The organism is Salmonella sp. SSDFZ69, from assembly GCF_004010755.1.
Classification (GTDB): domain Bacteria; phylum Pseudomonadota; class Gammaproteobacteria; order Enterobacterales; family Enterobacteriaceae; genus Salmonella; species Salmonella enterica.
Map to the genome: position 1 here is coordinate 1813714 of NZ_CP034831.1, position 24657 is coordinate 1838370.

Genomic DNA, 24657 nt, shown 5'->3' on the forward strand with positions numbered 1-24657 from the left:
CCTGTTGCTTAGCTATTCAGATCCCGGAAAGGGATCCCTTTGACCAGCCGTGCCGCGTTATTACCGGTATTGCGATGGGCCTGACTGTCCTGATGATGCATCAGCGTAAAAAGCGGCGCCGATGCGGGTAAATTCTTGTAATGCACGACCAGCGAGTGTCGATCGCAGGCAATGCCAACCAGCAGCGGCGAGCTGCGCGCCGCCTGCCAGGCGCTGTCAACGACATCTCCAGCCGGGTGATGCTGAAGCAGGAAAGGGATGCCTTCTTCTTCGAGACCCAGCAGCACTTCGTGCCAGAGGCTGGCGCAGTCGTTGATAACGGTAATGACGATGGCCGGGGCGCTGTGATTACTGTCCATATGCAAATTCCTTGTGCCAGGAGAGAATCAGGCCGGTGGCCACCGCGTTTCTTGGGCCTTCGCTACCGCGAATATTTCCTCGCCCGGCGACCAGGCGGTAGTGCGCCAGCGCATCGGTGACCAACTGCGGAACTTCGAAATCCAGCGACGAGCCGCCGACCAGCACCACGAACGGAATATCACGAATGTTGCCGGTTGGACTGACCTGGCGCAGCGCGCGCAGGGCGTTGGTGACAAAGACGCGTTCTTTAGCGCTGCGGCGAATGGCGCGCACTTTTTCCAGCGCTAAGTCGCCGGGAAGCGGCACCAGTTCGTCCGGTTTCACCACGCAGACGCGGGCGAACACGGCGGGAGGCAGCGGCGTCGGGAAGAACTGGACGCTGCCGTCCTCGTGGCGTAAGTGGAACAGGCTTTCGACCTTCGCCAGCGGGTATTTTTTGATCTCTTCCGCCAGATAGCGGTCTTCCAGCCCCAGCTCGCGGGCAATAATCATCGTGACCATGTCGCCTGCCCCGGCGAGATGGGTGGCGATGATTTCGCCTTTAGGGTTGATGATGGAGGCATCGGTGGAGCCCGCGCCGAGGTCGAGGATCGCCAGCGGTCGGGTGGTACCCGGCGTGGTCAGCGCGCCGAGAATGGCGGCTTCAGCCTCAGCGCCGCCGATCTGCACGTCGATATTAAGCTTCTGCTCAATTTCACGGGCAATCATCGCCATTTGCAGACGGTCTGATTTCACCATCGAGGCGATGCCGACGGCCTGCTCCAGCGAGAACTCCCCGGCCAGACCGCCGGTGACGCTCACCGGAACCGAGGTGTCAACGGCCAGAAGATCCTGAATGAAAATCTCGCTGCTGGGCTTATTGGTTAGCTCGGCCATGGTCTGGCGCACATGCTCCAGCATGCCGCCGATATTGGTCCCGGCCTCGCCGGTGACGTTGTCGAGCTTGCCGCAGCCGTCCACCGCTTTCATGATAGCTTCGGCACCGGCGGCAACATCCACGCGCACGGTACGACCCTGAGCCTGCAGCTCCAGGTTACCGGCGGGTATTGCGCGCGCTTTGACGTCTCCGGATGGCGTTTTAACCACCACGGCGGAACGGTTGCCAATCAGCGCGCGCGCCATCGGGACGATGTTTTTCGTCTCATCGGCGTTGAGGTTGAATACGGTGGCGATGCCGTAAGGGTTAGAGAGGGTTTCGATAACCTTTCCCGGCACGGCGACTTCAATCGCCGCCAGCATCCCCAGCGGAATGCGGTCGATGTACAGAACTTCATCGACAATCGGTAGCGATTTTTCCAGCCGGTTGCTGACCAGTACGCCATCGTCGCGCTGCAAAATGACGCCGGTAATCTGGTATCCGGCGCGCATTGAGGCGTTGATAACATTGGCGATATCAGCAAAATCAAAGGCTGACGATACCACCAGAATATAGGACGAGTCCGCCGGGCGGGTTAACAGCTCCTCCGGCGTAATCGTGATACCCACACCAAGGCCTGCTCCGCCCGGCGTTTTTGGGTTATGGCCGATCATTGTCGATTCGGTGATGATGGTTTCGGTAATGGTTTCCATCGCCACATCGCCAATCACCGGCGTGGCTTCGTTAATGCGGATGAGCGAAATATCGCTGACATTGATCCCCGCGCGCTTTGCGACGAGGGCGAGCGCTTCCTGAATGCCGAACACGTTACGCAACGTGCCTTTGATCCCGGTGGTTTCCGCCAGCGCGCTGTGGGTGATTGTCAGCGCGCCAGCCTCATTCAGAGTCGCCAGGGCGACTTCCGTCGATGAGTTGCCGATATCAATGCCAGCTATATATCGCATCACATACCCCTGTAATTAATCGTCGCCTTTGAGTTTTTTACGCTCAACGTACAGCCCTGCCGCTTCACGAACGAAAGCTGCGCAAATCTTTGCCTGATAACGGTTTTCGAGATCGTCGGCGATAGCGAGCAGCTCTTCTTTCGTTGAACGATACGGACGAAGGGCGTTGTAGATTTCAAGAATGCGATCGTCCGGTACCGCGGTCAGTTCGGCGGCGCGTTCGAAGTTCATCGCCAGCCGGTCGCGGCCCGCATCTTTGGCGATAGACGCCTGTAAGCGCAGGGTTTCCGGGGTAATACGCATATCCTGAGCGGTGACTTTATTGCTCAGCACGTTTTCCAGCGTAAAGTCGTCCAGCGTTTTATTGGTGGCGGTTTTCACCCATTCCGGGTGTTTGTTCGCCAGCGGGTAGTCGCTGACCTTTGCGCTGCGGGACGTGCCGCCTGCCGCAGGAGCCGCTGCTGGCGCATCGCCCTGCAGGCTGTTCATGCGGCTCAATACGTCCCGGACCATCGATTCAATTGCGTCGGTATTCATGGAGTTATCCTTTATCAAAGCGCCACGCGCAGTTCCTGCGGGTTTTTGCCCGTCACGACGTACTTGGTCTCTTTAATGTGCAAAATGGCCGACTTTGCCTGGTACTTCGGGCGTGCCATCTGGTCATTGAGCGTAGGGACCGGCTGCGGTGATTCGCGTTTCGCATAACGGGCGGCGTTTTTACCAATCTGACGGTAGGTTTCCAGCGTCAGCAGCGGCGCCTGTGGGAACAGCTCCAGGTTGGAGAGCGGCGGTAGCCCCTGCTGGTGGATAACCGTAGTGCCTTTCGACTGGATGCCGATGGAGATGCCGGAGCCGCTCAGGCGGTTACCTTCAACGGCGACGAACGCCACGTCGGAAGATTTAAAGCAGCGAATCACGCGCGCCCTGATACCTTCTTCTTCAATACCGGCAATGACTTCGCGCAGGATGCTCTTATGCGGTAAGCCGACGATATTAACAGTCTGTGCCAGGCCAAATGCCGGGCCGACGGCGATAATGACTTCGTCCTGCTGAGTGCCCTGGCGCGCTTCGCCCACTTCGGTCAGAAAGCCGTCGCCCGCAGGCGCAGCGGTCTGTGGTGCTATGGATGCCGCAGGCGCATTAAACGAGACGGGTTTATCGCTGCCCTTCATATCGCGGAGCACGTCTTCAATTATCTGGCGCAGCAATTTTTCATTAATTTCCATTTCTCACCCCTTAATCAATCTCGTTGGGATCAAGAGCGCCAGGGATGTTTTTAATCTCTTCCCAGCGTTCTCCCTGCAGGCGATAACCTGTTGCCGGACCGGCATAGTCATTGACGTCATTAACCGCAGAGAGCACTTGTCCGTCGCCGACGATAATGGCGGAGGTGTGCAAATAGTCGCCGGTTAGCTTGGCTTTCTGGATGTTGAGCATGTCCTGGGCCACGTCGGTAAACCCGCCCTGCGCCAGCGCTTTAACGACTTCCAGACCGTTGCGGTTTTTATTGATGATTTCCTGGGCGAACTTGATGTCTTCGACGATGTTACGCTCCGGCATATCTTTCGAACCGTGGGCATAGGTCGCGGCTTCAACTTCTTCATCGGTAATCGGCGGTAGTCCCATTCCGGCAAACACGGCCTGCAGCGCGCGGGCGGCTTTGTTACGGATGGCGATAACGTCCTCTTCGCGAACCGGGCGCAGACCGCCGTCCACTTTCAGGTCACGCTGGATAACGTTGTAGTCGTCAAAGTCTTCCGCATCTTCGTTGGAACCGGCGAACATGTTGTCGTAGTTCGGCACCGCGGAATAACCGGAGGAGATAAAGTCGGTACCCGGCAGGAACTGCATCAGCAGGCGCGCGGTACGACGCATATCGGAGTGGGTGAAGGTCTGGTCGTTACTGGAGGCGCATTCCAGATCCAGTGACGAGCAGATCAGGTTTTCCGCCAGCACGGCACGAATGCCTGACGGCACGGCAGACGGTACGCCGATGCAGCTTACGGAGCCGTTTTGCAGCCCCTGAACGCCAGCCGCTTTGGTGATATAGATGCAGCGCGCTTCCAGATACAGCATGGATTTGCCTTCGGCGTAGCCCATCTGCACTTCGGAGCCGGAGCCGGAGGTGAAGCGCATTTTCAGGCCGCGAGAGGCGTAGGAAGAGGCTAAGAAGCCTTTCGACCATGGCGTATCGTCACCGTCGGTGAAGACCGGCTCGGTGCCGTAAACGGAGATGGTTTCGGCGTAGCAGGTGTGGCCCAGCATGCCGAGCTTCAGCTCGGTGGCTTCTTCCAGGGAGCACTGCGTCAGTACGCCCGGACGACCAACCTGAGAGCCGACCAACAGCGCGATGGCGTTGAACGGCGCGTAGCGTGCTACCGCAACCGTGGTTTCTTGTTCGTCAAACCCGCGCCATGCGCCTTCGGCGGCATCGGCGGCAATTTGCACCGGGTTATCCTTGACGTTGGTGACGTGCGCCTGCTGAGACGGCGTGCGGCGTGCGCGCATTTTCTGCATCGCCATCATCATCTCAACCACGTTCATATGCGAAACCACTTCAACAATTTTCGCCGGGGTCATGGCGGTGGTCAGCGGAACGATTTCGCTGCGCTTGACGTTCGGATCGCAGAGCATGTTAGCCAGCTTGACCGAATCCATCGCCATCACTTCTTCGGCGCGGTTCAGGTTGATGCCGTAGCGGGCGATAAAGTGGTCGATCAGGTCGAATTCGCTAACCGGTTTTCCGTCCAGCTCGGTCACCGCGCCGTTAACGATTTTAATCGACGGTTTTGGATCGTTCGGGCTTTCCATCGCGATAAAGCCTTCTTCGATCCACTCCTTAACGAAGCCGTCCTGATTCACAGGGCGTTTCGCCAGTGCTTCAAATCTTTTCGATCTCATGAATCAGCCTCGTGGGTATCAGATGTAGGACGGGCGATCGTTTTTCGGTTCAGAACCGAGGGTCGCAAGGACGGTTTTGCCGATTTCGCGGGCGGAGGTCACCGCCTGACGGACCGCGCCGGAGTCGCCGGAAATCACCAGAATGGCTTCGTTACTAAAGCTGGTGCCGTGCGCCGGAGAGCTGTACGCCACGACTTCAACGTTGGCTGACTTCAGGGCGGTATCGGCCATCAGTACGCCGACGGAAGCCGGAGCGCCGACGATGACGCCGCAGGCACGGCCAATCGGCGCGCCGAACGCTTTTTCCAGCGCGTAGCTGGCGCGAGCGGTGTACTGCAGCTCGATATGCCCGGCTTCGTTGCCGTAAACATCACCGAAGGTGCGGTCCAGCTCTTTCAGCGCGACTTCGATACCGCGCTTGACGTCGGATACATCGTTACCGCCTAAAATAATCAGCGAACCGTGGCCCGCTCCGCCTTTGGTATCGCGCGGCAGCTCAATGCTGACCACTTCGGTGTTGGTGGCTTTCACCGCTTCGTCCGCCGCCATAATGTGCGGGCCTGCGCCGGTGCGGGCGCCGAGAATGCCGATGGAACGATAGCGCTTCTCAAGCTTCATCGCGTCCAGCAGGGCGGTATCGACGTTGGCGATAACCAGGCCCAGGGTATCGCCAATGGCGGTCCCGACAAATTCCGTTAAACTGCAGCTTTTTTCTGCCATAGCCGTCTCTCGTATAGGTTGGGGTTGACCAGGGATGGCCTGTTGTTCCGGCGTTGCCACACGGGCAATCACCTGCGCCATGATCTGTTCCACCAGCTCATTGCTGCTCATTGGCTAATTCCCTTCGGTAAGATTTTTTCTACATCGGTGTGAGGGCGTGGGATGACGTGTACGGCTTTCACTTCACCCACGTTGCGTGCGGCTGCGGCACCTGCATCGGTGGCCGCTTTGACCGCGCCAACATCGCCGCGCACGATGACGGTTACCAGCCCGGAGCCAATCTTTTCATAGCCCACTAACATCACATTGGCTGACTTAACCATTGCATCAGCGGCCTCTATGGCTGCGGTTAAGCCTTTGGTTTCTACCATTCCTAGTGCTTCTTGTTGCATAAAGACCTCGCATGGAGTGTTCCGATAGTTGGGACTATAAGAAGATGCGAGGAAAAAGAATGGCTGACTTGCTGTTGAGCATCAGAAAATAATGAGAAAGCAATATGACTAAATTGCCTTTTATTTTTATAACTCATTGATAATCAATATTTAATTTATTATTGTCTATATGATTATTTTGTTTTTATTATTTCATTTTTACATTTTTGTTAGTGACGAGAGTATTTTTATTTGATATGGCGAAAGACGCAAAATGTGATGTTTATTCGAAATTGATAAGTTGGCTTGTGCAATATTTTATTATTTCAACAGGCGTATTTTATAGCTCAAATTTCCCGTGTGATGGGCTGATAAAAATATCGGAAAAGCAAAATTTTGCTATCGCAACACGATTTTTCCGGAAGGCAGGCCCGCAGGTTGCCAACAATTTACAGGCGGCACTTTTTATAGTGAGGTTAGCTGTACTCTACCGCCAGCCGAAACTTGCGCTGGCCAGGACACGAACTTTGCTCAGAAGGTGTCACATGAATGATTCTCTAAAGGCGCAATGTGGTGCGGAATTTTTAGGCACCGGACTCTTTTTGTTTTTTGGTATCGGTTGTTTGAGCGCGCTCAAAGTCGCAGGCGCCAGCCTCGGATTATGGGAGATTTGCATTATTTGGGGGCTTGGGATTTCACTGGCCGTTTACCTTACGGCCGGCATCTCCGGCGGACATCTTAACCCTGCGGTGACGATTGCGCTGTGGCTGTTTGCCTGCTTCCCCAAACAGAAAGTATTGCCTTATATTATTGCCCAGTTTGCCGGCGCTTTTGGCGGCGCTCTGCTGGCGTATGTGCTTTATAGTAGCCTTTTTACTGAATTTGAGACTGCGCATCATATGGTGCGCGGTAGCGTCGAAAGTTTGCAATTAGCCAGCATTTTCAGTACCTATCCGGCCGCAGCGCTAAATGTATGGCAGGCTGCGTTGGTGGAAGTGGTCATTACGTCGATTCTGATGGGCATGATCATGGCATTGACGGATGATGGCAATGGCATTCCTAAAGGGCCGCTTGCGCCTTTGCTTATTGGGATATTGGTTGCCGTTATCGGCGCGTCTACTGGACCCCTTACCGGTTTTGCAATGAACCCGGCGCGTGATTTCGGTCCCAAACTGTTCACATGGTTAGCGGGGTGGGGGAACATGGCGATGAGCGGCGGGCGAGAGATCCCTTATTTTATCGTGCCGATTGTCGCGCCTGTTATCGGCGCCTGTGCCGGAGCAGCCATATATCGCTATTTTATTGGTAAGAATTTACCTTGTAACCGCTGTGAACTGTAAGAAAATGCGAACCAGATTCACAGCAATGATGTATCGTAAAAACAGGTGAGATAATTTCGTGATCTGCTTTCACGAACTGATCAAAACGTCTCCCAGCAATGGGAGACTTTTGATATTGTCATTGTACTTTTTATCAGGGCCAGGATAATGCTAATAAAAAGTGAATGTAAATAATGTGTTTTGTTTATAACAATAAATTAACTGAGGGGTTTTATCATGATTTCTGCGAGCGCTCTGAACTCAGAACTCATTAATAAAATCGCACAGGATTTTGCACAAGCCACCGGTCTGGCGGTTGTGGTTGTCAATATTCATGGTGATGAAATATCTGAGCTATTCAATTTCACGCCGTTTTGTCAGTTGATGCGGCAGCATCCCCAGCATAGTACACGTTGTCGTATGAGCGATCGCTGCGGGGGACTGGAGGCATCGAAGTCCGATCAACCCTGTATTTATCGTTGTCATGCCGGTCTAACGGATTTTTCTATTCCGCTGGTAATCGCAGGGCATTTAGTTGGCTTTGTTTTATGCGGGCAGGTTCGTTTAAGTAATGACGTGGAGCTGGTAAACATTCTTAATGTCGACGATCGCTGGCAGGCTGACCCTGAGCTCTTGAATGAATTTCGGAATGTGCCAGAGATGGACTATTCACGCGTTATCGCTTCCGCCGATCTTCTTAAACTGATTGTTGAGAATTGCCTGAAAAAACAGCTCAATTTCGTGGTTATCAAAGACAATCCGCAGCAATCGGAGGCAAATAAAACCACTCGTGGTCCCACTCCGCATGACAGTAAAATGAAAAAAGCGCTTCGCTATATTGATGCGCATTTGTCCGACGATCTTCGTCTTGAGGATGTCGCCTCACATGTCTATCTCAGCCCCTATTACTTCAGTAAGCTATTCAAGAAATATCAGGGAATCGGATTTAATGCGTGGGTAAACCGCCAGAGAATGGTTAGCGCCAGAGAATTGCTTTGCCATAGTGACTGGAGTATTGCCAGTATTGCGCGTAATTTAGGCTTTTCGCAAACCAGCTATTTTTGCAAAGTCTTCCGCCAGACCTATCAGGTTACGCCGCAGGCTTATCGCCAGCAGATAAATGAGAATTCTCATCCTCCATCGTTATGAATAGCAATATTTTGCTATTGCCGATTTTTGATAGTCTTTTGTATCTTAATCATTTCAGAAAGAAAATTTATCTGGTGTAACAATAAATTGTCATAGCGCAACAAAATAATAAAATTTAGGGCATAAACTGCACCAGTTTTTATTTTTGTGATGAAGTACAGTGTCAGGAAAGATAAGTTTTATTACGCTTTGTCGATACGTTTTATCGTCAATATACCGGTAAGGATGAGTAGATTAACGTCAGATGAGCAACCGCTCAGGCTATTGCTCACAGAAATGTAAAACGTAACACATTATTAATTGCCGTTATGGGTGTGCCGTACAGCCATAACGTAAACCAACAGGTTTGCCACATTTGTGGTAGGGAAGGGGGTGAAAATCCCCCGCAGCCCCCGCTGCTGTGATGCTGACGACCCCGTAAAGACCACTGATCGCAAGATTGGGAAGGACGGGCGAGGAGGACGCTAAGCCAGAAGACCTGCCTGTCGGTGATAACCAACAACTTCGGTGGGAAGTGGGTTGCGAAGACGCGTACAGTCGAAAGACTGAACATGCGCGTACCTGTATACCCCTACCACCCTGAACAGGATCAGGGTAATGGCGGCAAGGCATCACGCATTTATTCTTGCAGGCACAGGAAGCGGTTGCGGCAAAACCACGGTGACGCTTGGTTTGTTGAGGCTGCTGCAAAAACGCGCGCTGCGCGTACAGCCGTTTAAAGTTGGGCCAGATTACCTTGATACCGGCTGGCATACCGCTATCTGTGGCGTGGCGTCCCGTAATCTTGACAGTTTCATGCTTCCTCCTCCTGTTCTCAACGCCTTATTTTGCGAACAAATGCGGCAGGCGGATATCGCTGTCATTGAAGGCGTCATGGGGCTGTATGACGGCTATGGCGTCGACCCCAATTACTGCAGCACAGCCGCGATGGCCAAACAGCTTGGTTGCCCGGTCATCCTACTGGTGGACGGCAAGGCTGTTTCAACGTCGCTTGCGGCTACCGTTATGGGATTTCAGCACTTCGACCCGACCCTCAACCTCGCGGGCGTGATTGTGAATCGCGTCACTAGCGACGCCCACTATCAGCTCCTCAAAAATGCCATTGAACATTATTGCTCACTGCCGGTACTGGGGTATGTCCCTCCTTGCGACGGCGTCGCATTACCTGAACGCCACCTGGGGTTGATTACTGCCAGAGAATCCCTCGTCAATCAGCAATCATGGCATGATTTTGCCGCCACGCTGGAACAAACAGTGGATGTGGATGCGCTACTCTCGCTGAGCGTGTTATCCGCGCTTCCGGCGGGAATGTGGCCTGAACGCCCCGATAACACAGCGGGGGCAGGGCTGACGCTTGCTCTGGCGGATGATGAGGCCTTTAACTTTTATTATCCCGATAACATCGATTTGCTGGAGCGCGCCGGCGTTAACATTGTGCGTTTCAGCCCACTGCATGACCGCGCATTGCCTGATTGTCAGATGATCTGGCTGGGCGGTGGATATCCTGAATTATACGCCGCGGATCTGGCGGCAAATACAGCGATGTTAAAACATTTGCGGGCGGCGCATCAGCGCGGCGTGGCGATTTACGCGGAGTGTGGCGGTCTGATGTATCTGGGGAGCACTCTGGAGGATAGCGGTGGGGAAATTCATCAGATGGCGAATATTATCCCCGGTCACAGCAAAATGGGTAAGCGACTTACCCGCTTTGGCTACTGTGAGGCGCAGGCTATGCAGCCAACGCTATTGGCGGCGCCTGGCGAGATAGTGCGCGGCCATGAATTTCACTACTCAGATTTTATTCCCGAAACACCCGCCGTTATGGCCTGTCGTAAGGTTCGCGATGGCCGCGTGTTACAGGAATGGGCTGGCGGCTGGCAGACAGGCAACACGTTTGCCAGCTATCTGCACGTCCATTTCGCCCAGCGTCCGGAAATGTTGCAGCACTGGCTGGCGGCGGCGAGGCGCGTATTATGACGATTCTTGCCTGGTGTATCGCCTGGGTGCTGGATTTTATCATCGGCGACCCTCAACACTGGCCCCATCCGGTACGCTGGATAGGTCGTTTAATCACGTTTGTGCAGCGTATTGTGCGTCGCTATTGTCCCGGCGATAAAGCGCTGCGGATTGGCGGCGGCGTAATGTGGGTTGTGGTTGTCGGGGCGACCTGGGGCGTGGCATGGGGCGTACTGGCGCTGGCGCAGCGGATTCACCCCTGGTTTGGCTGGAGCGTCGAAGTCTGGATGATCTTTACCACGCTGGCCGGACGCTCTCTGGCCCACGCCGCGCAGGAGGTTGAACGACCGTTACGGAAGAACGACCTTGCGGAAAGCCGAATAAAACTCTCCTGGATCGTCGGGCGCGATACGTCGCAACTTCAGCCAGCGCAGATCAATCGCGCCGTGGTGGAAACGGTTGCAGAAAACACCGTTGACGGCATTATCGCGCCGCTCTTTTTCCTCTTTCTCGGCGGCGCGCCGCTGGCGATGGCCTACAAAGCCGTCAATACCCTGGATTCAATGGTGGGCTACAAACATGAAAAATACCGGGCGATTGGTATGGTCAGCGCCCGTATGGACGACGTAGCGAACTATCTTCCTGCCCGACTGAGCTGGCTGTTGCTGGGCATTGCGGCAGGACTGTGTCGCCTGAGTGGTTGGCGGGCGCTGCGTATTGGCTGGCGTGACCGTTATAACCACAGTAGCCCAAATTGCGCCTGGTCGGAAGCGTGTGTGGCCGGCGCCTTAGGTATCCAGCTCGGTGGCCCAAATAACTACTTTGGCGAGCGTGTGGACAAGCCCTGGATAGGCGACGCGCAGCGCGATATTTCCGTGGACGATATTTCCCGAACGATTCGATTGATGTGGGTCGCTTCAACCCTGGCGCTGGCGCTGTTTATTGCGGCGCGGTGCGGGTTATCTGGCGTGGCCTGAGGACGACAGTATGCATTATATCCAGCAGCCCCAAACCATTGAGGCCAACAGTTTCACCATTATTAGCGACATTATTCGCGAAACGCGTCCTGATTACCGTTTCGCCAGTCCGCTCCATGAGGCCATTATCAAGCGGGTTATTCATACCACCGCCGATTTCGACTGGCTGGACATTTTGTGGTTCTCTGCCGATGCGCTGGAACAGCTTTGTGATGCGCTACGTCAACCTGGCATTATTTATACCGATACCACGATGGCGCTGTCCGGCATTAATAAAAGATTACTGGCGACGTTTGGCGGCGAGTGTCGCTGTTATATCAGCGATCCGCGCGTGGTGCGCGCCGCAAAAACGCAGGGGATTACCCGCTCAATGGCCGCCGTCGATATCGCTATCGCCGAGGAGGAGAAAAACAAGCTCTTTGTTTTCGGTAATGCGCCGACGGCCCTGTTCCGTTTGCTTGAACATAACGTGACGGTGAGCGGCGTGGTGGGCGTACCGGTAGGCTTTGTCGGCGCGGCGGAGTCCAAAGAGGCGCTCACCCATAGCCATTTCCCCGCGGTTGCCGCGTTAGGGCGTAAAGGCGGCAGTAACGTGGCTGCCGCTATCGTCAATGCGCTGCTCTATCACCTCCGGGAGGCCTGATGAGCGAGCTTTCTTTTGACGCGCCGGTCTGGCGCCACGGTAAAGCGTTACGTAAAGGATATACCACCGGTTCCTGCGCGACGGCGGCGGCAAAAGTCGCCGCGCTGATGGTATTGCGTCAACATCTGATTCATCAGGTCTCCATCGTCACGCCGTCGGGCGTCACGCTATGCCTGAACGTGGAGTCGCCGCACATTGAAGGCCGGCAGGCGATAGCCGCAATTCGTAAAGATGGCGGCGATGATGTGGATGCCACGCACGGAATGCTGATTTTTGCCCGCGTTACGCTCAACGACAGCGGTGAGATTACGCTCACTGGCGGAGAAGGTATTGGTACGGTAACGCGTAAAGGGGTTGGACTACCGCTCGGGAGCGCCGCCATCAATCGTACGCCGCGCCATACCATTGAATCTGCGGTGCGCGAAGCGATAGGCCCGGCGCGTGGGGCCGATGTGGAGATTTTTGCCCCGGAAGGCGAAGTGCGGGCGCAAAAAACGTATAACTCGCGGCTTGGCATTCTTGGCGGCATTTCCATTATTGGCACTACCGGCATTGTGACGCCGATGTCGGAAGAAAGCTGGAAACGCTCGCTATCGCTGGAACTGGAGATCAAACGGGCGTCAGGATTAACGCGGGTGATACTCGTGCCGGGCAACCACGGCGAACGGTTTGTTCGCGAACAAATGGGCGTCGACACACAGGCGGTCGTCACCATGAGCAATTTTGTCGGCTACATGATTGAAGAGGCGGTACGGCTGGGATTTTGCCAGATAGTGCTGGTGGGGCATCCTGGAAAATTGATCAAAATCGCCGCCGGGATCTTTCATACCCATAGCCATATTGCCGATGCGCGCATGGAAACGCTGGTCGCGCATTTAGCTTTACTGGGCGCGCCGCTGGAGTTACTCACCCTGGTCAGCGATTGCGATACCACCGAAGCGGCAATGGAGCACATTGAAGCATATGGCTTCGGGCATATCTATAACCATCTTGCCCGGCGTATTTGTTTACGAGTCATGCAGATGCTGCGTTTTACCAAAACGCCGCCTGTCTGCGACGCCATCCTGTTTTCTTTTGATAACCATATTCTCGGCAGTAATCGTCCCGTCGACGAGATTGCTAAGGAGCTGCAATGCTAACGGTCGTGGGAATGGGGCCCGCCGGACAGCATTTGATGACGCCTGCGGCGCTGGAAGCGATAGACCATGCCGATGCGCTGGCAGGCGGTAAACGCCATTTGGCGCAGTTTCCGGCGTTTGGCGGCGAACGATTTACGCTGGGCGCGGATATTGGCGCGTTGTTGTCATGGATTGCCGCCCGTCGGGATAAAGGGATCGTGGTGCTGGCCTCCGGCGATCCGCTGTTTTATGGCATCGGTACACGCCTGGTGGCGCATTTTGGTATCGAACAGGTTCGCATTATCCCTGGCATCAGCGCCGTACAGTATCTGTGCGCACAGGCTGGAATTGATATGAATGACATGTGGTTGACCAGTAGCCACGGTCGTTGCGTCAGCTTCGAGCAGTTGGCGAACCATCGCAAAGTGGCGATGGTCACGGATGCCCGCTGCGGGCCGCGAGAAATCGCGCGGGAGCTGGTCGCGCGCGGTAAAGGGCATCGCTTAATGGTGATTGGTGAAAATCTGGCGATGGAAAATGAGCGGATCCACTGGCTACCCGTCAGTGCGGTCAACGCCGACTATGAAATGAATGCAGTGGTGATCCTGGATGAAAGATGAGCTTTTTCTGCGCGGCGAGAACGTGCCAATGACCAAAGAGGCGGTACGGGCGCTGGCACTGTCGAAACTTGAGCTCCACCGCGCCAGTCACCTGATTGACGTCGGGGCGGGAACGGGAAGCGTCTCAATTGAAGCGGCGCTGCAATTTCCTTCGTTGCAGGTGACGGCTATCGAGCGTAATCCTGCCGCGCTACGGCTGCTTGATGAGAATCGTCAGCGCTTTGCCTGCGGTAATATCGATATTCTCCCCGGCGAAGCGCCAATGACCATAACCGGGAAAGCCGATGCGGTGTTTATGGGCGGCAGCGGCGGGCATCTGACGGCGCTGATTGACTGGGCGATGGGCCATCTGCATCCCGGTGGCCGTCTGGTGATGACCTTTATCTTGCAGGAAAACCTTCATAGCGCGCTGGCGCATCTTGCCCACATCGGCGCATGTCGAATGGACTGTGTACAGCTTCAGCTTTCATCGTTAACGCCGCTGGGGGCGGGACACTATTTCAAACCGAACAACCCTGTTTTTGTTATCGCCTGTCAGAAGGAAGAAAACCATGTCAGAGACATTTGATCCACGCTGTGTATGGTTCGTCGGCGCCGGGCCGGGCGATCGCGAGCTGATCACGCTTAAAGGCTACCGCCTGCTGCAACAGGCGCAGGTAGTTATCTATGCCGGTTCGCTGATCAATACCGAACTGCTGGATTACTGCCCCGCGCAGGCAGAACGCTATGACAGCGCCGAACTGCATCTTGAGCAGATTATCGAGCTGATGGCGGCGGGCGTGAAAGCGGGAAAAACGGTGGTGCGGTTGCAAACGGGCGATGTCTCGCTGTACGGCTCCGTACGTGAGCAAGGCGAAGAGTTAACCCGCCGTGGTATCGACTGGCAGGTAGTGCCTGGCGTCAGCGCGTTTCTCGGCGCTGCGGCGGAGCTGGGTGTGGAATATACCGTACCGGAGGTATCGCAGAGTCTCATTATTACCCGTCTGGAAGGGCGTACGCCAGTACCGGCGCGCGAACAACTGGAGGCGTTCGCCAGTCACCAGACGTCGATGGCGATTTATCTCTCCGTTCAGCGTATTCACCGAGTGGCGGAACGTCTCATTGCCGGCGGTTATCCGGCAGCTACGCCTGTCGCGGTCATCTATAAGGCTACCTGGCCGGAAAGCCAGACCGTTCGCGGCACATTAGCGGATATTAGCGACAAAGTACGTGATGCTGGCATCCGTAAGACGGCGCTAATCCTGGTCGGGAATTTTCTGGGTAAGGAGTATCACTACTCAAGACTTTATGCAGCGGACTTTAGCCATGAATACCGTAAAGCCTGAATCCATTGCGTTGTTTTGCCTGACGCCCGGCGGCGTGGCGCTGGCAAAGAGACTCGCCGCGATGCTGCCGTTAACCTGCTTTACCAGTGAAAAACTGCGGGAAGAGGGATTTATTCCCTTCGATGGCGGATTCGCTAATACCGCGCGGCAGGCTTTTACCACTTATACCGCGCTTATTTTTATCGGCGCGACCGGCATTGCCGTTCGTGTCCTGGCGCCGTTAGTGAACGACAAGTTCAGCGATCCGGCGGTGGTCGTCATTGATGAACGTGGTCAGCATGTCATTAGCCTGCTTTCCGGTCATGCGGGCGGGGCCAATGCCTTGACGCGCTACCTGGCAGGAATGTTAGGCGCCGATCCGGTGATTACCACGGCAACGGATGTCAATGAGATGTCCGCGTTGGACACTTTAGCTTTCCAGCTTAACGCCCGCATGACCGATCTTCGCACGGCGGTAAAAACCGTTAACCAGATGTTGGTCAGTCATCAACGTGTGGGGTTATGGTGGGATGCCGAACTAACGGAAGAGATCGGCCAGTGCGATATTCGCGGTTTTATCCCTGTTGATGATTTGCAGCGGTTGCCTGAACTGGATGCGCTTATCTGCGTCTCTTTGCGTAATGACCTCCCTGAGCTTCCCGTACCGCACTGGAAACTGGTGCCCCAGCGCGTGGTGGCGGGAATTGGCTGTCGCCGCGATACGCCATTTCCCCTGTTAGCGACATTACTGGCGCGCCAGCTTGAAGCGCAGAAACTCGATCCGCTGGCGTTAAAAGCGATTGGCAGCGTCACGCTCAAAAAAGGGGAGCCGGGGCTTATTCAGCTCGCCTCCTGCTGCCGCGTGCCTTTTAAAACCTTTACCGCCGAAGCGTTGCGCGAATTCGAACACTATTTTCCCGGTTCTGGCTTCGTCAGAAAAACGGTGGGCGTTGGCAGCGTATCCGGCCCGGCTGCGTGGTTATTAAGCCAGGGACAATTGTTAGGCGAAACCCTGCGCGAACAGGGCGTCACTATTACTTTGGGAGTTTCACACTGATGTTAAGCGTAATCGGAATTGGCCCTGGCTCACAGTCAATGATGACCATGGAAGCGATTGAGGCGTTACAGGCGGCGGAAATCGTCGTGGGCTACAAAACCTACACCCACCTGGTGAAAGCATTCACCGGCGACAAACAGGTGATCAAGACCGGCATGTGTAAGGAAATTGAACGCTGCCAGGCGGCTATTGAACTGGCGCAGGCCGGGCATAACGTAGCGCTGATTAGCAGCGGCGACGCCGGTATTTATGGCATGGCGGGTCTGGTGCTGGAACTGGTCGGCAAGCAGAAACTGGACGTCGAGGTGCGGCTCATTCCTGGCATGACCGCCAGCATCGCCGCCGCCTCTTTACTGGGCGCGCCGTTGATGCATGACTTCTGTCATATCAGCCTCAGCGACCTGCTGACCCCGTGGCCGGTGATTGAAAAACGCATCGTTGCCGCCGGAGAGGCAGACTTTGTTATCTGTTTTTACAACCCGCGCAGCCGCGGGCGCGAAGGGCATCTGGCGCGTGCGTTTGACCTGCTTGCCGCCAGTAAAAGCGCGCAAACGCCGGTTGGCGTAGTGAAATCCGCCGGACGTAAGAAAGAGGAAAAATGGTTGACTACGCTCGGCGATATGGATTTTGAACCGGTAGATATGACCAGTCTGGTCATCGTTGGTAATAAAACGACCTATGTTCAGGATGGGCTGATGATAACGCCGCGAGGTTACACGCTGTGAATGAGGGGGAGGTGCTGGTGGTGGGCGGCACCAGCGATGCGCGCGCGTTATGCCGACAACTGGATGCGGCGAACGTCGCGTACACCTTATCCGTGGCGACGCCAGCCGGAAAAGCGCTGGCGGGCGACATTAAAGGACAGGTGCGCTGTGGTCGTCTGGAGTACGGGCAGATGGTCGCCTGGCTAAAAGAAAACCGTACTCGCTGGGTAATAGATGCATCGCATCCTTATGCAGAAATGGTCAGCCATAACATCCTTCGCGCCTGTGAAACGGCAGGCGTGTTGTTAAGTCGTTATCAGCGTCCGGAGCAGCTTAGCAATCTGACGCATCCGCTTCTCTATACGGCGCGCAGTATTGCCGATGCCTGCGAGATAGCGAGGCGTTTTGGTCCGCGCGTGTTACTGACGACCGGCAGTAAAGATCTGGCCGTCTGGCGTGCCGGGCTGGCGGAAAAAACGTTGCTGGCGCGCGTACTGCCCGTGGCGGAGGTGATTCAACGCTGCAGCGAACTGGGGTTCGGCGTTGGAGAAATTTTCGCACTGTGTGGGCCGTTCAGCGCTGATTTTAACGCCGCGTTTTACCACCAGTGCCGGGCCGACGTAGTCATTACCAAAGCGTCCGGCGCGGAGGGGGGATATCAGGAAAAAGTTCAGCCCTGTCTGGATGCGGGCATTCCCTGCATCGTTATTGCGCGCCCGACGCCGCTTGTGACGGGTGATGAGTTACTGGAAAGCCAGGCCGCCTTTGCGCAGCGTTTATCGCGCTGGCTGGCCGCAGCTAAGGAGTAAAAATGAAAAAAGCGCTTCTGGTAGTCAGTTTTGGCACCAGCTATCACGACACCTGTGAAAAAAACATTGTGGCGTGCGAACGTGATCTGGCGGCGTCCTGTCCCGATCGCGACCTGTTTCGCGCCTTCACTTCCGGAATGATCATTCGCAAGCTTCGCCAGCGTGACGGTATCGACATCGATACGCCATTACAGGCTTTGCAAAAGCTTGCCGCACAGGGATATCGGGACGTGGCGATTCAGTCGTTGCACATTATTAACGGCGACGAATATGAAAAAATTGTCCGTGAGGTACAACTCTTGCGTCCGTTATTCACTCGCCTGACGCTGGGCGTGCCGCTGCTGAGCAGCCATAACGATTATGTGCAGCTAATGCAGGCGTTGCGACAACAGATGCCATCGCTCAGACAAACGGAGAAAGTCGTTTTTATGGGCCACGGCGCCAGCCATCACGCATTCGCAGCCTATGCCTGTCTCGATCATATGATGACCGCGCAGCGCTTCCCGGCGCGCGTCGGCGCCGTAGAAAGCTACCCGGAGGTCGACATCCTGATCGACAGCCTGCGTGACGAAGGCGTCACCGGCGTACATTTGATGCCATTAATGCTGGTGGCGGGCGATCACGCCATTAATGATATGGCTTCAGACGACGGCGACTCATGGAAAATGCGCTTTAACGCGGCGGGCATTCCGGCGACGCCGTGGCTGAGCGGGCTGGGAGAAAACCCGGCTATCCGGGCGATGTTTGTCGCGCATTTGCACCAGGCGCTGAACATGGCGGTAGAGGAGGCGGCATGAACGGTAAATTATACGCATTAAGCACCGGGCCAGGCGCGCCCGACCTGATAACCGTCCGCGCAGCGCGGATTCTTGGCTCGCTGGACATTCTGTATGCGCCCGCCGGTCGTAAGGGGGGCGATAGTCTGGCGCTGTCGATTGTGCGCGACTATCTCGGCGAGCAGACGGAAGTACGTTGTTGCCATTTCCCTATGAGCGCTGACGGCGCCGAGAAAGAAGCGGTCTGGAACGAGGTTGCCGCCGCGCTTACCGCAGAGGTGGAAGCAGGTAAACAGGTCGGTTTTATTACCCTGGGCGATGCGATGCTATTCAGTACCTGGATTTTTTTACTCCAGCGAATCGGCTGCCCGGAGTGGCTGGAGATTGTCCCCGGCGTCACGTCCTTCGCCGCGATAGCCGCCCGCGCGAAAATGCCGCTCGCCATAGAACGGCAATCGCTGGCGGTTATTTCTTGTACCGCGCCGGAAGCGGAAATAGCCCAGGCGCTACAACAGCATGATAGCCTGGTGCTGATGAAAGTGTATGGCCGGTTCGCTCGTATTAAAGCGTTGCTGGCGCAGGCTGGCCTGCTGGAATGCGCCTTAATGATGTCCGAGGCCACACTGCCCGGCGAGCAGTGCTGGCGCCATCTCCACGAGGTCAACGATGATCGACCGTTGCCCTATTTTTCGACCATTCTGGTCAATAAACAGTGGGAGTATGCAGAATGAAACTTGAACAGCAGCTTCGACAGTTGTCTTTCAGTGGACTGGCTGCAGCGCTATTGCTGATGGTTGTCCCGCAACAGGCGTTTGCGATGCATATCATGGAGGGCTTTTTACCGCCAGTGTGGGCGCTGGCCTGGTGGTTACTGTTTTTACCCTGCTTGTGGTATGGGCTGGTGCGCTTACGGCGTATTGTGCAGGAGGATAATCATCAGAAGGTACTGCTGGCGCTGTGCGGCGCGTTTATTTTTGTCCTGTCCGCGCTCAAAATTCCGTCGGTAACGGGGAGTTGTTCACATCCGACCGGCGTTGGTCTGGCGGTTATCTTGTTCGGGCCCGGGGTGGTGGCGATTCTCGGCGCGGTTGTGCTGTTGTTTCAGGCGCTATTGCTGGCGCACGGCGGCCTGACGACGCTTGGCGCAAACGGAATGTCGATGGCGGTGATTGGCCCGGTTGTCGGTTATCTGGTGTGGAAAATGGCCTGCCGTGCCGGACTGCGCCGCGATGTCGCCGTTTTTCTGTGCGCGATGCTGGCGGATTTGGCGACCTATTTTGTGACTTCAGTCCAGCTTGGCGTTGCGTTTCCCGATCCCCATGCCGGAGCGACAGGGTCTGTTGTGAAGTTTATGGGGATTTTCTGCCTCACACAGATTCCTGTCGCCATTGCTGAAGGTTTATTAACCGTCATGATTTATGACCAGTTAACCAAACGGCAAGTGATTACCGTACAAGGACATTAAAATGAAAAAAACGTTGATGTTGTTAGCGATGGTGGTGGCGCTGGTGATTCTGCCGTTTTTTATTAATCATGGCGGTGAATATGGCGGTTCAGACGGCGAAGCGGAAAGCCAGATTCAGGCTATTGCGCCGCAGTATAAACCCTGGTTTCAGCCGTTATATGAACCTGCCAGCGGTGAAATTGAAAGCCTGCTGTTTACCCTTCAGGGCTCTCTTGGCGCGGCGGTGATTTTTTATATCCTGGGGTATTGCAAAGGTAAACAACGCCGTGATGACCGGGCTTGATCGACTCAGCTATCAAAGCCGCTGGGCACACGTTGCGCCGCAGCGCAAGTTTTTGCTGTGGCTGGCGATGATGATACTGGCGTTTATTCTGCCGCCTGTAGGGCAGGGCATTGAGCTGCTGATCATTGCCGGATTGAGCTGTTGGCTATTGCGCATATCCCTCTGGCGCTGGTGTCGATGGATGGCGATACCTTTTGGATTTTTGTTGGTCGGCGTGATAACGATTATCTTCAGCATCAGCCGCGAGCCGCAAATGCTGCTGGCTGGCATATCTGTTGGGCCGTACTGGATCGGGATTACCCGTGCGGGCGTGGTTACGGCGAATGAAACGTTCTGGCGTAGCCTGACGGCGCTGTCCGCGACGTTGTGGCTGGTGATGAACCTACCGTTTCCGCAGTTAATTAGCTTGCTTAAGCGCGCGCATATTCCACGCCTGCTTACCGAGCAAATCCTGTTAACGTGGCGCTTTCTCTTTATTCTTCTGGATGAGGCGGTGGCAATCCGTCGTGCGCAAACGCTGCGTTTTGGTTATTGCAGCCTGCCGAACGGCTATCGATCTCTGGCGATGCTGGCTGGACTCCTGTTTACGCGGGTGTTAATGCGTTATCAGCAAATGACCACCACGCTGGATATCAAACTGTATCAGGGTGATTTTCACCTGTAAGGACTATTATGCTTGCCACTTCAGACCTGTGGTTTCGTTATCAGAATGAGCCGGTACTTAAAGGGTTAAATCTGGATTTTTCGCTTTCGCCTGTTACCGGTTTGGTGGGCGCGAACGGCTGTGGGAAGTCTACGCTTTTTATGAACCTGAGCGGCTTGTTGCGTCCGCAAAAAGGGGCCGTGTTGTGGCAGGGAAAACCGCTGGATTACAGCAAGCGCGGACTACTGGCGCTGCGCCAGCAAGTTGCGACGGTTTTTCAGGACCCTGAACAGCAGATTTTTTATACTGATATCGATAGCGATATTGCATTTAGTTTACGTAATTTGGGGGTGCCGGAGGCGGAAATCACGCGCCGCGTCGACGAGGCGCTAACGCTGGTTGACGCCCAACATTTTCGCCATCAGCCCATTCAGTGTTTGAGTCATGGGCAAAAAAAACGTGTGGCTATCGCCGGAGCGCTGGTGCTACAGGCGCGCTATCTATTGCTGGATGAACCCACTGCTGGTCTCGATCCCGCAGGGCGCACTCAGATGATTGCTATCATCAGGCGGATTGTGGCGCAGGGCAATCATGTCATTATCTCCAGCCATGATATCGATCTTATTTATGAAATTAGCGATGCCGTATACGTATTACGCCAGGGCCAGATCCTGACGCATGGCGCGCCTGGCGAGGTTTTTGCGTGTACGGAAGCGATGGAACAAGCGGGGCTAACCCAGCCCTGGCTGGTCAAACTTCATACTCAACTGGGACTGCCGCTGTGTAAAACAGAAACGGAGTTTTTTCATCGAATGCAAAAGTGCGCATTCAGGGAGGCGTCATGACGCAGGCAGTTATGTTGCAGGGGACGGCATCCGACGTCGGCAAAAGTGTGCTGGCGGCGGGTTTATGCCGCATTTTTTATCAGGATGGTCTGCGTACCGCGCCGTTTAAATCGCAAAATATGGCGCTTAATTCTGGTATTACGCCGGATGGTAAAGAGATGGGGCGGGCGCAAATTTTTCAGGCGGAAGCCGCGGGGATCACGCCAGATGTGCGTATGAACCCGGTGCTGCTCAAACCGACCAGCGATCGCCAGGCGCAGGTCGTGCTGATGGGGAAAGTGGCGACCAATATGGATGCGGTGAGTTACCATGACTATAAACCGCGTTTGCGTGAGCAAATCCTTGCGGTCTATAACAGCCTGGCGCAGGAATATGACGTTATTGTGCTGGAAGGCGCCGGAAGCCCGGCGGAAATCAATCTGCGCGATCGCGATATCGTCAATATGGGAATGGCGGAAATGGCCCAGTGTCCGGTTATTCTGGTGGCGGATATCGACCGGGGCGGCGTATTCGCCGCTATTTATGGCACGCTGGCGCTGCTGCATAAACAGGAGCGTGACAGAGTAAAGGGCGTCATTATCAACAAATTCCGCGGCGACGTGGCGCTACTCTATTCCGGTATCGAACAAATCGAATCGCTTACCGGCGTCCCGGTTCTGGGAGTGATGCCATGGCTGGATGTGGATCTGGAAGATGAAGATGGCGTCGCGCTGCAAAACGATAAATATCGCGGTAACGCCCCCCGTGATATCACTATTGCCATTGTGCAACTGCCACATATTTCTAACTTTACGGATTTTAACGCTCTGGCGGCGCAGCCGGATGTGCGCATACGCTATATTCGCCGCCCGGAAGCGTTGGCAGACGTTGATCTGGTGATCCTGCCGGGCAGTAAGAATACGCTGAGCGACCTCGCCTGGCTGCGCGAAAGCGGGATGGCGGATGCGGTATTGCAGACACATCGGCAGGGCGTGCCGGTGATGGGGATTTGCGGCGGCTACCAGATGCTGGGCGACACCATTGTGGATGAGGTGGAGTCGGGGCTGGGTACGCAGCCGGGCCTGGGGCTGCTTAATACGATCACTCGCTTTGCACAGGATAAAACCACGACGCAGGTTAACGCGACAATGTCAGGCGAGCTGCCCGGCTGGCTGGCTGCCGCGGCGGGGCTACCGGTACGCGGTTATGAAATTCACATGGGGGAAACGGTGCTGCAGGAAGGATGCTGTACGGCCATGACGTTACAGAAAAATGGATGCTCTGTGGCGGATGGCGCGGTCACCGCCGACGGACTGGCGTTTGGCACTTACCTTCACGGCCTGTTTGACAGCGATGCCTTTACCCGTGCGGTGGTCAATGGGTTACGGGCGCGAAAAGGGCTTGCGCCGTGGGAAACGACTTTTTGTTATGCGGATCATAAAGCGCGGCAATTTGATCTGCTGGCGGAAGCGATGCGGCAACATATTGATATTGATAAAATTTATACCATCATGCAACAGCATCAGGAGCCGGTATGATGATTCTGGTGACGGGCGGGGCACGTAGTGGTAAAAGCCGTCATGCTGAAGCCTTAATTGGCGATGCGCCGCAGGTACTGTATATCGCCACCTCGCAGATTCTTGATGACGAGATGGCGGCGAGAATTCAGCATCATAAAGATGGCAGGCCGGCACACTGGCGGACCGCAGAATGCTGGCGGCATCTTGATACGTTGATTACCGCGGATCTTGCCCCTGACGACGCGATTTTGCTGGAATGTATTACCACCATGGTGACGAATCTGCTGTTTGCGCTGGGAGGCGAGAACGATCCCGAACAGTGGGATTATGCGGCGATGGAGCGCGCCATTGACGATGAAATTCAGATTTTAATTGCAGCCTGCCAGCGCTGCCCGGCGAAAGTGGTACTGGTGACAAATGAGGTGGGAATGGGGATCGTCCCGGAAAACCGTCTGGCGCGCCATTTTCGTGATATTGCCGGTCGGGTCAACCAACGACTGGCGGCAGCGGCGGATGAGGTCTGGCTGGTGGTCTCAGGTATTGGAGTCAAAATTAAATGAGTAAGCTGTTTTGGGCCATGCTCGCTTTTATTAGCCGCTTGCCCGTGCCGTCACGCTGGTCGCAGGGACTGGATTTCGAGCAATATTCGCGTGGGATCGTGATGTTTCCCTTTATCGGGTTGATTCTGGGGGGCGTAAGCGGCCTGATTTTCATCCTCCTGCAACCCTGGTGCGGTATTCCGCTAGCGGCGTTGTTCTGTATTCTGGCGCTGGCGCTGCTGACCGGTGGTTTTCACCTGGATGGGCTGGCCGATACCTGCGATGGCATTTTTTCCGCGCGCCGCCGTGAGCGAATGCTGGAGATTATGCGTGATAGTCGCCTGGGAACCCATGGCGGGCTGGCGCTTATTTTCGTGCTACTGGCAAAAATTCTGGTGGTCAGTGAACTGGCGTTACGTGGAACGCCAATGTTGGCGGCGCTGGCAGCGGCCTGTGCGGCTGGGCGCGGCAGCGCCGTTTTATTGATGTACCGTCATCGCTACGCCCGTGAAGAGGGGCTTGGCAATGTATTTATCGGTAAAGTCAGCGGACGGCAAACCTGCATTACTCTGGGATTGGCGATAATCGTCGCCACGGTATTACTGCCTGGTATGCAAGGGTTGGCCGCAATGGTGGTCACATGCGCGGCGATTTTCATCCTTGGCCAGTTGCTTAAACGTACGCTTGGCGGTCAAACCGGCGATACGCTGGGCGCGGCGATCGAACTTGGCGAATTGATCTTTCTGCTGGCTCTATTATGAGCCGATTATTACGGACG

At 55.3% G+C, this 24657-nt stretch carries 28 protein-coding genes and 1 riboswitch; of the genes, 21 read left to right on the forward strand and 7 right to left on the reverse strand.

Annotation, left to right across the window (positions count from 1 at the left end):
- Positions 1-8: 8 nt before the first annotated feature.
- From pduH to pduA, 7 genes are read right to left on the reverse strand one after another with little or no spacing between them, the layout of a single operon-like run.
- Positions 9-359, reverse strand: a complete 351-nt coding sequence (gene pduH / locus EOS98_RS08790; RefSeq protein WP_080217597.1) for a propanediol dehydratase reactivase beta subunit PduH — start codon at positions 357-359, stop codon at positions 9-11.
- Positions 349-2181 (reverse strand): propanediol dehydratase reactivase alpha subunit PduG, encoded by a 1833-nt coding sequence (pduG, locus tag EOS98_RS08795; RefSeq protein ID WP_017441814.1) that lies wholly within the window; start codon positions 2179-2181, stop codon positions 349-351. The genes pduH and pduG overlap by 11 nt, the downstream gene beginning before the upstream one ends.
- Positions 2182-2196: 15 nt before the next feature.
- Positions 2197-2718 carry a propanediol dehydratase small subunit PduE gene (gene pduE, locus EOS98_RS08800; protein ID WP_001090597.1) on the reverse strand — a complete coding sequence of 174 codons (522 nt, stop codon included), beginning with the start codon at positions 2716-2718 and terminating at the stop codon, positions 2197-2199.
- Positions 2719-2732: 14 nt separating this feature from the next.
- Positions 2733-3407, reverse strand: a complete 675-nt coding sequence (pduD, locus tag EOS98_RS08805) for a propanediol dehydratase medium subunit PduD (RefSeq protein ID WP_000405047.1) — start codon at positions 3405-3407, stop codon at positions 2733-2735.
- A 10-nt stretch (positions 3408-3417) separates the two neighbouring features.
- Entirely contained in the window at positions 3418-5082 is a 1665-nt protein-coding gene (pduC, locus tag EOS98_RS08810) for a propanediol dehydratase large subunit PduC (protein WP_001256896.1), read from the reverse strand.
- Positions 5083-5100: 18 nt separating this feature from the next.
- Positions 5101-5913 (reverse strand): propanediol utilization microcompartment protein PduB, encoded by an 813-nt coding sequence (gene pduB / locus EOS98_RS08815; protein ID WP_000097500.1) that lies wholly within the window; start codon positions 5911-5913, stop codon positions 5101-5103.
- On the reverse strand, positions 5910-6194 hold the full coding sequence (gene pduA, locus EOS98_RS08820) for a propanediol utilization microcompartment protein PduA (protein WP_001183618.1): 285 nt from the start codon (positions 6192-6194) through the stop codon (positions 5910-5912). The genes pduB and pduA overlap by 4 nt, the downstream gene beginning before the upstream one ends.
- Positions 6195-6718: 524 nt before the next feature.
- On the opposite strand from pduA, the gene pduF reads away from it, so the two are divergent.
- The 21 genes from pduF (at position 6719) to cobS (ending at position 24640) form a co-directional block, all read left to right on the forward strand.
- A complete protein-coding gene (gene pduF / locus EOS98_RS08825; RefSeq protein WP_001000023.1) occupies positions 6719-7513 on the forward strand; it encodes a propanediol diffusion facilitator PduF in 795 nt (264 codons plus the stop codon).
- Positions 7514-7729: 216 nt separating this feature from the next.
- The gene (pocR, locus tag EOS98_RS08830; protein ID WP_000622326.1) at positions 7730-8641 is read left to right on the forward strand and encodes a transcriptional regulator PocR; all 912 of its coding nucleotides are present in this window, start codon (positions 7730-7732) and stop codon (positions 8639-8641) included.
- A gap of 325 nt (positions 8642-8966) precedes the next feature.
- Positions 8967-9142: riboswitch (cobalamin riboswitch) on the forward strand.
- Positions 9143-9238: 96 nt separating this feature from the next.
- On the forward strand, positions 9239-10618 hold the full coding sequence (locus tag EOS98_RS08835; RefSeq protein WP_109187924.1) for a cobyrinate a,c-diamide synthase: 1380 nt from the start codon (positions 9239-9241) through the stop codon (positions 10616-10618).
- Positions 10615-11574: an adenosylcobinamide-phosphate synthase CbiB gene (cbiB, locus tag EOS98_RS08840; protein ID WP_000153647.1), complete on the forward strand. Its 960-nt coding sequence runs from the start codon at positions 10615-10617 to the stop codon at positions 11572-11574. Before EOS98_RS08835 ends, cbiB begins: the two co-directional genes overlap by 4 nt.
- Positions 11575-11584: 10 nt before the next feature.
- On the forward strand, positions 11585-12217 hold the full coding sequence (locus EOS98_RS08845; protein WP_000558995.1) for a cobalt-precorrin-8 methylmutase: 633 nt from the start codon (positions 11585-11587) through the stop codon (positions 12215-12217).
- Positions 12217-13356 (forward strand): cobalt-precorrin-5B (C(1))-methyltransferase CbiD, encoded by a 1140-nt coding sequence (gene cbiD / locus EOS98_RS08850; protein ID WP_126523990.1) that lies wholly within the window; start codon positions 12217-12219, stop codon positions 13354-13356. The genes EOS98_RS08845 and cbiD overlap by 1 nt, the downstream gene beginning before the upstream one ends.
- The gene (locus EOS98_RS08855; protein ID WP_023202813.1) at positions 13350-13955 is read left to right on the forward strand and encodes a cobalt-precorrin-7 (C(5))-methyltransferase; all 606 of its coding nucleotides are present in this window, start codon (positions 13350-13352) and stop codon (positions 13953-13955) included. Before cbiD ends, EOS98_RS08855 begins: the two co-directional genes overlap by 7 nt.
- Positions 13945-14523 (forward strand): decarboxylating cobalt-precorrin-6B (C(15))-methyltransferase, encoded by a 579-nt coding sequence (locus EOS98_RS08860; protein WP_000650985.1) that lies wholly within the window; start codon positions 13945-13947, stop codon positions 14521-14523. The genes EOS98_RS08855 and EOS98_RS08860 overlap by 11 nt, the downstream gene beginning before the upstream one ends.
- A complete protein-coding gene (locus EOS98_RS08865; RefSeq protein WP_000004867.1) occupies positions 14507-15280 on the forward strand; it encodes a cobalt-precorrin-4 methyltransferase in 774 nt (257 codons plus the stop codon). Before EOS98_RS08860 ends, EOS98_RS08865 begins: the two co-directional genes overlap by 17 nt.
- Complete coding sequence (gene cbiG, locus EOS98_RS08870) at positions 15261-16316, forward strand: cobalt-precorrin 5A hydrolase (RefSeq protein ID WP_126523991.1); 1056 nt, start codon at positions 15261-15263, stop codon at positions 16314-16316. The genes EOS98_RS08865 and cbiG overlap by 20 nt, the downstream gene beginning before the upstream one ends.
- A complete protein-coding gene (locus EOS98_RS08875) occupies positions 16316-17041 on the forward strand; it encodes a precorrin-3B C(17)-methyltransferase (protein WP_000953647.1) in 726 nt (241 codons plus the stop codon). Before cbiG ends, EOS98_RS08875 begins: the two co-directional genes overlap by 1 nt.
- A complete protein-coding gene (locus tag EOS98_RS08880; RefSeq protein WP_076726802.1) occupies positions 17038-17829 on the forward strand; it encodes a cobalt-precorrin-6A reductase in 792 nt (263 codons plus the stop codon). The genes EOS98_RS08875 and EOS98_RS08880 overlap by 4 nt, the downstream gene beginning before the upstream one ends.
- Before the next feature lie 2 nt (positions 17830-17831).
- Positions 17832-18626 (forward strand): sirohydrochlorin cobaltochelatase, encoded by a 795-nt coding sequence (gene cbiK / locus EOS98_RS08885; RefSeq protein ID WP_126523993.1) that lies wholly within the window; start codon positions 17832-17834, stop codon positions 18624-18626.
- Complete coding sequence (locus tag EOS98_RS08890) at positions 18623-19336, forward strand: cobalt-factor II C(20)-methyltransferase (protein WP_001013552.1); 714 nt, start codon at positions 18623-18625, stop codon at positions 19334-19336. Before cbiK ends, EOS98_RS08890 begins: the two co-directional genes overlap by 4 nt.
- Entirely contained in the window at positions 19333-20070 is a 738-nt protein-coding gene (gene cbiM, locus EOS98_RS08895) for a cobalt ECF transporter S component CbiM (protein WP_000764336.1), read from the forward strand. The genes EOS98_RS08890 and cbiM overlap by 4 nt, the downstream gene beginning before the upstream one ends.
- 1 nt (position 20071) lies before the next feature.
- Entirely contained in the window at positions 20072-20353 is a 282-nt protein-coding gene (locus EOS98_RS08900; RefSeq protein WP_000753212.1) for an energy-coupling factor ABC transporter substrate-binding protein, read from the forward strand.
- Positions 20340-21017: an energy-coupling factor ABC transporter transmembrane protein gene (locus EOS98_RS08905; RefSeq protein WP_086811906.1), complete on the forward strand. Its 678-nt coding sequence runs from the start codon at positions 20340-20342 to the stop codon at positions 21015-21017. Before EOS98_RS08900 ends, EOS98_RS08905 begins: the two co-directional genes overlap by 14 nt.
- An 8-nt stretch (positions 21018-21025) precedes the next feature.
- Entirely contained in the window at positions 21026-21841 is an 816-nt protein-coding gene (locus EOS98_RS08910) for an energy-coupling factor ABC transporter ATP-binding protein (protein WP_000881550.1), read from the forward strand.
- Complete coding sequence (locus tag EOS98_RS08915; RefSeq protein ID WP_126523994.1) at positions 21838-23358, forward strand: cobyric acid synthase; 1521 nt, start codon at positions 21838-21840, stop codon at positions 23356-23358. Before EOS98_RS08910 ends, EOS98_RS08915 begins: the two co-directional genes overlap by 4 nt.
- Positions 23355-23900: a bifunctional adenosylcobinamide kinase/adenosylcobinamide-phosphate guanylyltransferase gene (gene cobU, locus EOS98_RS08920; protein ID WP_000973145.1), complete on the forward strand. Its 546-nt coding sequence runs from the start codon at positions 23355-23357 to the stop codon at positions 23898-23900. Before EOS98_RS08915 ends, cobU begins: the two co-directional genes overlap by 4 nt.
- Positions 23897-24640 carry an adenosylcobinamide-GDP ribazoletransferase gene (gene cobS / locus EOS98_RS08925; RefSeq protein ID WP_058821190.1) on the forward strand — a complete coding sequence of 248 codons (744 nt, stop codon included), beginning with the start codon at positions 23897-23899 and terminating at the stop codon, positions 24638-24640. The genes cobU and cobS overlap by 4 nt, the downstream gene beginning before the upstream one ends.
- The last annotated feature ends 17 nt before the right edge of the window (positions 24641-24657 follow it).

Coding starts and splice junctions, on each gene's coding strand:
- pduH (WP_080217597.1), bottom strand. CDS start 359: ATGGACAGTAATCACAGCGCCCCGGCCATCGTCATTACCGTTATCAAC.
- pduG (WP_017441814.1), bottom strand. CDS start 2,181: ATGCGATATATAGCTGGCATTGATATCGGCAACTCATCGACGGAAGTC.
- pduE (WP_001090597.1), bottom strand. CDS start 2,718: ATGAATACCGACGCAATTGAATCGATGGTCCGGGACGTATTGAGCCGC.
- pduD (WP_000405047.1), bottom strand. CDS start 3,407: ATGGAAATTAATGAAAAATTGCTGCGCCAGATAATTGAAGACGTGCTC.
- pduC (WP_001256896.1), bottom strand. CDS start 5,082: ATGAGATCGAAAAGATTTGAAGCACTGGCGAAACGCCCTGTGAATCAG.
- pduB (WP_000097500.1), bottom strand. CDS start 5,913: ATGAGCAGCAATGAGCTGGTGGAACAGATCATGGCGCAGGTGATTGCC.
- pduA (WP_001183618.1), bottom strand. CDS start 6,194: ATGCAACAAGAAGCACTAGGAATGGTAGAAACCAAAGGCTTAACCGCA.
- pduF (WP_001000023.1), top strand. CDS start 6,719: ATGAATGATTCTCTAAAGGCGCAATGTGGTGCGGAATTTTTAGGCACC.
- pocR (WP_000622326.1), top strand. CDS start 7,730: ATGATTTCTGCGAGCGCTCTGAACTCAGAACTCATTAATAAAATCGCA.
- EOS98_RS08835 (WP_109187924.1), top strand. CDS start 9,239: ATGGCGGCAAGGCATCACGCATTTATTCTTGCAGGCACAGGAAGCGGT.
- cbiB (WP_000153647.1), top strand. CDS start 10,615: ATGACGATTCTTGCCTGGTGTATCGCCTGGGTGCTGGATTTTATCATC.
- EOS98_RS08845 (WP_000558995.1), top strand. CDS start 11,585: ATGCATTATATCCAGCAGCCCCAAACCATTGAGGCCAACAGTTTCACC.
- cbiD (WP_126523990.1), top strand. CDS start 12,217: ATGAGCGAGCTTTCTTTTGACGCGCCGGTCTGGCGCCACGGTAAAGCG.
- EOS98_RS08855 (WP_023202813.1), top strand. CDS start 13,350: ATGCTAACGGTCGTGGGAATGGGGCCCGCCGGACAGCATTTGATGACG.
- EOS98_RS08860 (WP_000650985.1), top strand. CDS start 13,945: ATGAAAGATGAGCTTTTTCTGCGCGGCGAGAACGTGCCAATGACCAAA.
- EOS98_RS08865 (WP_000004867.1), top strand. CDS start 14,507: ATGTCAGAGACATTTGATCCACGCTGTGTATGGTTCGTCGGCGCCGGG.
- cbiG (WP_126523991.1), top strand. CDS start 15,261: ATGAATACCGTAAAGCCTGAATCCATTGCGTTGTTTTGCCTGACGCCC.
- EOS98_RS08875 (WP_000953647.1), top strand. CDS start 16,316: ATGTTAAGCGTAATCGGAATTGGCCCTGGCTCACAGTCAATGATGACC.
- cbiK (WP_126523993.1), top strand. CDS start 17,832: ATGAAAAAAGCGCTTCTGGTAGTCAGTTTTGGCACCAGCTATCACGAC.
- EOS98_RS08890 (WP_001013552.1), top strand. CDS start 18,623: ATGAACGGTAAATTATACGCATTAAGCACCGGGCCAGGCGCGCCCGAC.
- cbiM (WP_000764336.1), top strand. CDS start 19,333: ATGAAACTTGAACAGCAGCTTCGACAGTTGTCTTTCAGTGGACTGGCT.
- EOS98_RS08900 (WP_000753212.1), top strand. CDS start 20,072: ATGAAAAAAACGTTGATGTTGTTAGCGATGGTGGTGGCGCTGGTGATT.
- EOS98_RS08905 (WP_086811906.1), top strand. CDS start 20,340: ATGACCGGGCTTGATCGACTCAGCTATCAAAGCCGCTGGGCACACGTT.
- EOS98_RS08910 (WP_000881550.1), top strand. CDS start 21,026: ATGCTTGCCACTTCAGACCTGTGGTTTCGTTATCAGAATGAGCCGGTA.
- EOS98_RS08915 (WP_126523994.1), top strand. CDS start 21,838: ATGACGCAGGCAGTTATGTTGCAGGGGACGGCATCCGACGTCGGCAAA.
- cobU (WP_000973145.1), top strand. CDS start 23,355: ATGATGATTCTGGTGACGGGCGGGGCACGTAGTGGTAAAAGCCGTCAT.
- cobS (WP_058821190.1), top strand. CDS start 23,897: ATGAGTAAGCTGTTTTGGGCCATGCTCGCTTTTATTAGCCGCTTGCCC.